Source organism: Euzebyales bacterium, from assembly GCA_035461305.1.
Taxonomy (GTDB): Bacteria; Actinomycetota; Nitriliruptoria; order Euzebyales; family JAHELV01; genus JAHELV01.
On the sequence record DATHVN010000078.1, the window covers coordinates 1 to 5,302 of the forward strand.

Consider the following 5,302-nt stretch of genomic DNA (forward strand, 5'->3'; position numbering starts at 1 on the left):
CGTAGTTGTCGATCCCACTCGTCCGCAGCTGCATGATCAGCAGCACGGCCGCCACCGCCGCACCAACCACCATCGCGTTGCGTCCGACGAGCCCGTACATCGTGCCGTCGATCATCGCACGCCGCTGGCGCGCCTCGCAGGACGACAGACACGGCGGTACGCCGACGACACCCCGCGGTCGACCAGTGACACCGTCGAACGTGTCTCTCGGGTGCCGGGCGTGTCCCTCGCGTCCGCGCGTGTTCCCCGGGAGCGACGACGTGCTCTGCCGCGCGTCAGGTCACGCGCTCGTCGGACGTGTAGACGTTCATGTGGTCGTCCCTGACGAAGCCGACCAGCGTGAGGCACGCCTGCTCCGCCAGCTCAACGGCCAACGACGTCGGTGCCGACACCGCCGCGATCACGGGGATCCGCGCCCGCAGCGCCTTCTGGACGATCTCGAACGCCACGCGTCCCGACACCATCAGCACCTGGCCACGCAGCGGCAGGTCACCCGCCAGCGCCGCCGTGCCGATGAGCTTGTCGACCGCGTTGTGCCTGCCCACGTCCTCGCGCAGGTCGAGCAGTCGACCGTCGACCGAGAAGCGAGCAGCTGCGTGCAGGCCGCCGGTCCGGTCGAACACCCGCTGCGCGCGCCGCATGGCGTCGGGCAGACCGGCGAGGACCTCGGCGGCCACCGTCACGTCGTCGTCGATGTCCGGCCAGTCCCGCCGCACCGCGTCGATGCTGGCCGTGCCGCAGATGCCGCACGACGACGTGGTGTAGACGTTGCGTCGCAGGTCGACGGGGATGGAGCCGCCGCCGCGCAGCGCGATGTCGACCACGTTGTAGGTCTGCAGCCCGGATTCCGGGTCCGTGCCCGCACAGTAGCGGACGTGCGCGATGGCGGCGGGGTCGTCGATCAGCCCCTCGGTCAGGCAGAAGCCGGCGGCGAGCTCGAAGTCGGACCCCGGCGTGCGCATCGTGACCGACACCGCCTCGCCGCCGACCCTGATCTCGAGCGGTTCCTCCGCGGCGAGCGTGTCGACGGTCGGACGCGCCGCGGCGCCCTCGATGCGGCGGATGCGGCGCCTGACCGTGACCTGCTCGGCCATCTCGTCACCCCACTGCGCGTCGCTGCTGATCGGAGGCCCACGCTCCGAGCAACCCACGGTACCGGGCGATGAAGTGCTCGTGCTCGTGCTGGGGGAACCCGTGGACGATCGTGTTCACCAGGTGGTCGTCGAACTCCTGGCTCGACACGTACTCGACCATCACCTCGTCGACCTGGCTGAGGTGGGTCGCGCAGAACTCCTCGTAGCGCTCGCACTCGAGGTAGTCGTCGGTCAGGGCCCGGTACGCCGCCAGCTTGTCGGCCCAGCTGCGGTTGTCGTCGTCGGCGATGTCGTAGAAGTCGCGCATCTGGCCGTCGAGGCGCATCCGCCGTCGGGTCGTGCTGCAGTAGACCGCCCACTTGGCCAGCGTGCGGATCGCCCACGGGAAGTAGTAGTGCAGGCTGATGATCGCCATGTCCGGGCACGCGTTGGCGAAGTCGATCGGGTACGCAACGCCGTCGCGTACGATCACCTCGAACGAGTTGTGCTCCCAGCGGAAGAACGCCCCGATCGTACGTCCGAAGGTGTCGATCTCGTAGCCCGCCTCGGGCGTCAGAAAGTCGTGGCTGACGCTGTAGCGCTCGTGCAGGTGCTTGGTCGGGTCGTATGCCAGCACGATCGTCTCGGCGCCGATCTGCAGCCCGCGGGCGAACACGTCGTAGCCCTCCACACCGGCCTGGACGTGCATCAGCTCGCGGCCGGAGGCGTCGAAGGCCGCGCGCAGCTCGTGCGGACCGCCGATGCGGGTCACGTTGACCCAGCCGCCACCGTGGAACGGCTTCATGTACATCGGGTAGCCGACGGCCTCCCCCACGCGTTCGAGGTCGAAGATGCGGTTGTAGCGGCGCGCGGTCGGCGCGAAGCGCTCGTTGTCCGGCGGCACCTTGTGCGGCAGCAGCCATGTCTCCGGCACGTTGAAGCCCATGCGGATCGCCGCACAGAAGGCCGCGTGCTTCTCCATGCTCTGGAACGTGAAGGGGTCGTTGGGCAGGTACACCTCGTCCATGAGCGCGACCTTCTTCAGCCACTCACGCGGGTGGTAGTACCAGTAGGCGAGACGTTCGACGACGAATGAGTAGCGCGCCGGCTGGCGCAGACTGAACGGCTCGATCGTGATGCGCTCGGTGTCGAACGTGTGGGTGTCCCCGTCGTAGCGGATGCGCAGGTCGAGGCGCCGTATGAACTGTTCGAACGCGGTCGGCCAGTCGTCCTCCGTCCCGAGCAGCATGCCGATGAGGTGGGTTGTCATGTCGTGCTCCCTGGGGTCGCCGATGTCACGTCAGACCAGACGGGGCAGGTGGTGGGCGATCTGGGCCCGCCAGCTGGGCCAGTCGTGTGGCACGTCGTGGCCCCACAGATCGATCTCGAACGAGATCTCCTTCGAGGCGAGCACCTCGGCGAAGCGCCTGGTTGACTCGAGCGCACCGGTGGTGTCCTCCCACTGGCCCTGACCGCAGATCAGCAGCAGCCGGACGCGGCTGCGGAGCCACTCGAGATGATCGCCGTGCACGTTGGCGACGTACTCCATCGGGTTGTTGAAGTAAGTCGCGTCACCGCGGTGGCCCCAACCTGTGCCAGAGATGTCGTAGTTGCCGCTCTGGCAGATGGCCAGCGGGAACAGGTCAGCCCGCTTGAGCGCGAAGTTGGCGGCGTGGTACGCGCCCATGCTCGCCCCGGTCGTGATGATGTCCTGCGCGCCACCGCAGTCGGCGTGGATCCACGAGGCGACCTCGGTGGTGATCCAGTCCTCGTAGCGGCCGTGGCGCAGCGCCCGTTCCTCGGTCTCGATCGAGCGGTCCGACCAGCTCTCGCCGTCATAGCTGTCGACGCAGTAGACCTTGACCCGGCCGTCATTGATCAGCCATGAGATCGCCTCGATCATCCCGCGGTCCTCGTAATCCCAGCAGTTGCCCCCTTCGGAGGGGAACACCAGCAGCGGCCGGCCGTAGTGGCCGTAGGCGATCAGCCCGCCGGCCGCGCCGATGCTCCGCGACGGCAGGTACGCGTGCTCACGTCTCATGATCTGTGCCTACCGCTGACGCTCCACGAGGTACTCATGACGCCTGCCTACCGTTCTTGGCCTGCGAGGGGCTGCGGTTCCCTCCGCGGTGGGTCGGTCGGAAGATCCGGGCACACGCCGTGGACGTGACCGTCGCGTCGAGCACTCATGCAAGCGCCCGTTCGATCAGATCGGTGAGGTGAGGATCGAAACTGTCGCGCCAGGCAACCCAGTTGTGCCCGTCGCGATGCTCGGCGAAGCCGACGTCGTATCCCTGCATCGACAGCGCGTCGCGCATGCGCCGGTTGTTGGCCAGGTTCTCCTCGACGGTGCCGCAGGTCATGCCCACCGGCACCGGCCGCGACCAGGTCGCGGCCCCGCACACGTCGTCGACGAACGCGGCAATGCGGTCGAAGCGGAAGAAGCCGGACTCCTGCCCGTCGGTGCGCTGCTGGAAGAAGCTGCCCGACTGCAGGAACAGGGCACCGAACAGGTCCGGGTACCGACGGTGAGCGTGCAGCGTGGCGAGCGCGCCGAGGCTCGCGCCGACGCCGATGCGCCACGCGCGTCCGTCCCGGCGCGGGCGCGGTTGGGGCGCCAGCCAGTCGAGCACGGGCATCAGCCCGCGTGCCAGCGCACGCCCGTACGTCGGCGATGCCGCGTAGTGCTCGTTGCGATCGACGGGTGGGATGAGCAGCACGCGCAGGGGCGGCACACGGTCCTGGCTGATCATGGCGTTGACGAAGCGCAGCAGGCTGCTGTAGCGGTCGTACTCGAGGCCGTCGTGCGCAACGATCAGCGGTGCCTCGTGCTCGACGTCGAGCTGAGGGCTGGCCCACAGGCCAACGTTGACGGTGCCGCCGAGCTGGTCGCTGGCGATGCCCAGGGCGAGGTAACGACCGGGCACGGGATCGGCGTCCAGCCAGAGCGGTGGGCGATAGCCCGGGAGCTCGACGACGGACTTCTCGCCGAACGGTCCCGGGGCGCGGAGCGGGTTGTGCGGATCGAGCGTGAGCTCACGGGTGCCGTCGGCGAGCTCGACCTCGAACTGGTACTCGAGCCGATCGACCTCGGGCCGACGCAGCCGTCCGTGCCACAGCCGTTCGCCGTTGTCGGCGCCGGTCGCAGGGCCGAGGGGCTGCATGACCGGACCGACGCGCGGACGCGCCAGCTGCTGGCACAACCGCACACGTCTGATGTGATCGGACGGCAGCCGCAACCGGAACAGGATCTCAGTTGCGTCGACGACCGGGCCCACCGAGGACATCGACATGTCGTACGCAGGATAGACCCTGGAGGGGGTCCCAGGTAGGCCGACGACCGGGCCCCGCGGCCCACCCGACCACGGACGACCGCACGTCCCGGCTCCACGTCGGGGGACCGACTGGTCATCACTTCAGCAGCGCCGGAACCGCCCCAGATCCTCGGGCGTGTCGAGGTCGTCGGCCCATGGCCCGGCATCGTCGACGGTGACGAACAGGGCGCCGACTCGCGGCAGGACGCGTGAGACCGAGCGCTCACCGGCGGCGAAGGCGGCCGCGAGGCGGGCCAGTCCGGCCACCGCGTAGACGGCGTGCAGTGGCTGCGGCCGACCCGCGACGACCGGCACGACGGCGGGCCGGCCGTCCCACGCGTCCGCGAGCGAGACGAGCACCGCTGGCTCGACGTGCGGCATGTCCACGGCGACCACCGCCACGAGAGGCGTCGTCGCGGCGCCCAGGCCGCCGATGATGGCGGACAACGGACCCTCCCCGGCCGCATGGTCGTCGACCTGCTTCCACGGCAGGTCGGGCAGTCGGCGCGGACCGGCCGCGACGAGCACCGTCGTGCACACGGTCGCCAGCCGCTGCGCAACGTGGTGGACGAGTGGCAGCCCGTCGACATCGAGCAGCGCCTTGTCGCTGCCCATGCGACGGCTGGCGCCGCCGGCAAGCACCAATCCGGTCAGGTCGTCACGCACGTGACCATCATCGCAGGCACCGGCCATCGCAGGGCTCAGCCGTCTGGCCGCCCGCCGGGCATCGTCAGCGTGGTCGCTGTCCGTGACCATCGCATCCGGGATCCCGCCATGATCGTCCCGGCCGCGGCCGGCAAGGCTCCCCAGCGCTCCCGCCATCCGCTGACGGCGGGTGGAGTCGGACAAAGGCCGACGCGCCTCGAGGGGCGGCCTTTCCGGCCGCCCCTCGGTCCTGCGTGATGTCGGTGCTAG

The 5,302-nt window shown here is 69.5% G+C and carries 5 protein-coding genes; all 5 read right to left on the bottom strand.

What is annotated here, in order from left to right:
• Positions 1 to 275: 275 nt before the first annotated feature.
• Positions 276 to 1,094, bottom strand: a complete 819-nt coding sequence (fdhD, locus tag VK923_07575; GenBank protein HSJ44524.1) for a formate dehydrogenase accessory sulfurtransferase FdhD — start codon at positions 1,092 to 1,094, stop codon at positions 276 to 278.
• 4 nt (positions 1,095 to 1,098) lie between these two features.
• On the bottom strand, positions 1,099 to 2,343 hold the full coding sequence (locus VK923_07580; protein HSJ44525.1) for a hypothetical protein: 1,245 nt from the start codon (positions 2,341 to 2,343) through the stop codon (positions 1,099 to 1,101).
• Positions 2,344 to 2,373: 30 nt separating this feature from the next.
• Entirely contained in the window at positions 2,374 to 3,114 is a 741-nt protein-coding gene (locus VK923_07585) for an alpha/beta hydrolase-fold protein (protein HSJ44526.1), read from the bottom strand.
• A gap of 145 nt (positions 3,115 to 3,259) precedes the next feature.
• Complete coding sequence (locus tag VK923_07590) at positions 3,260 to 4,360, bottom strand: alpha/beta hydrolase-fold protein (protein ID HSJ44527.1); 1,101 nt, start codon at positions 4,358 to 4,360, stop codon at positions 3,260 to 3,262.
• Between the two features lie 129 nt (positions 4,361 to 4,489).
• Positions 4,490 to 5,053 (bottom strand): molybdenum cofactor guanylyltransferase, encoded by a 564-nt coding sequence (locus VK923_07595; GenBank protein HSJ44528.1) that lies wholly within the window; start codon positions 5,051 to 5,053, stop codon positions 4,490 to 4,492.
• Between the last annotated feature and the right edge of the window lie 249 nt (positions 5,054 to 5,302).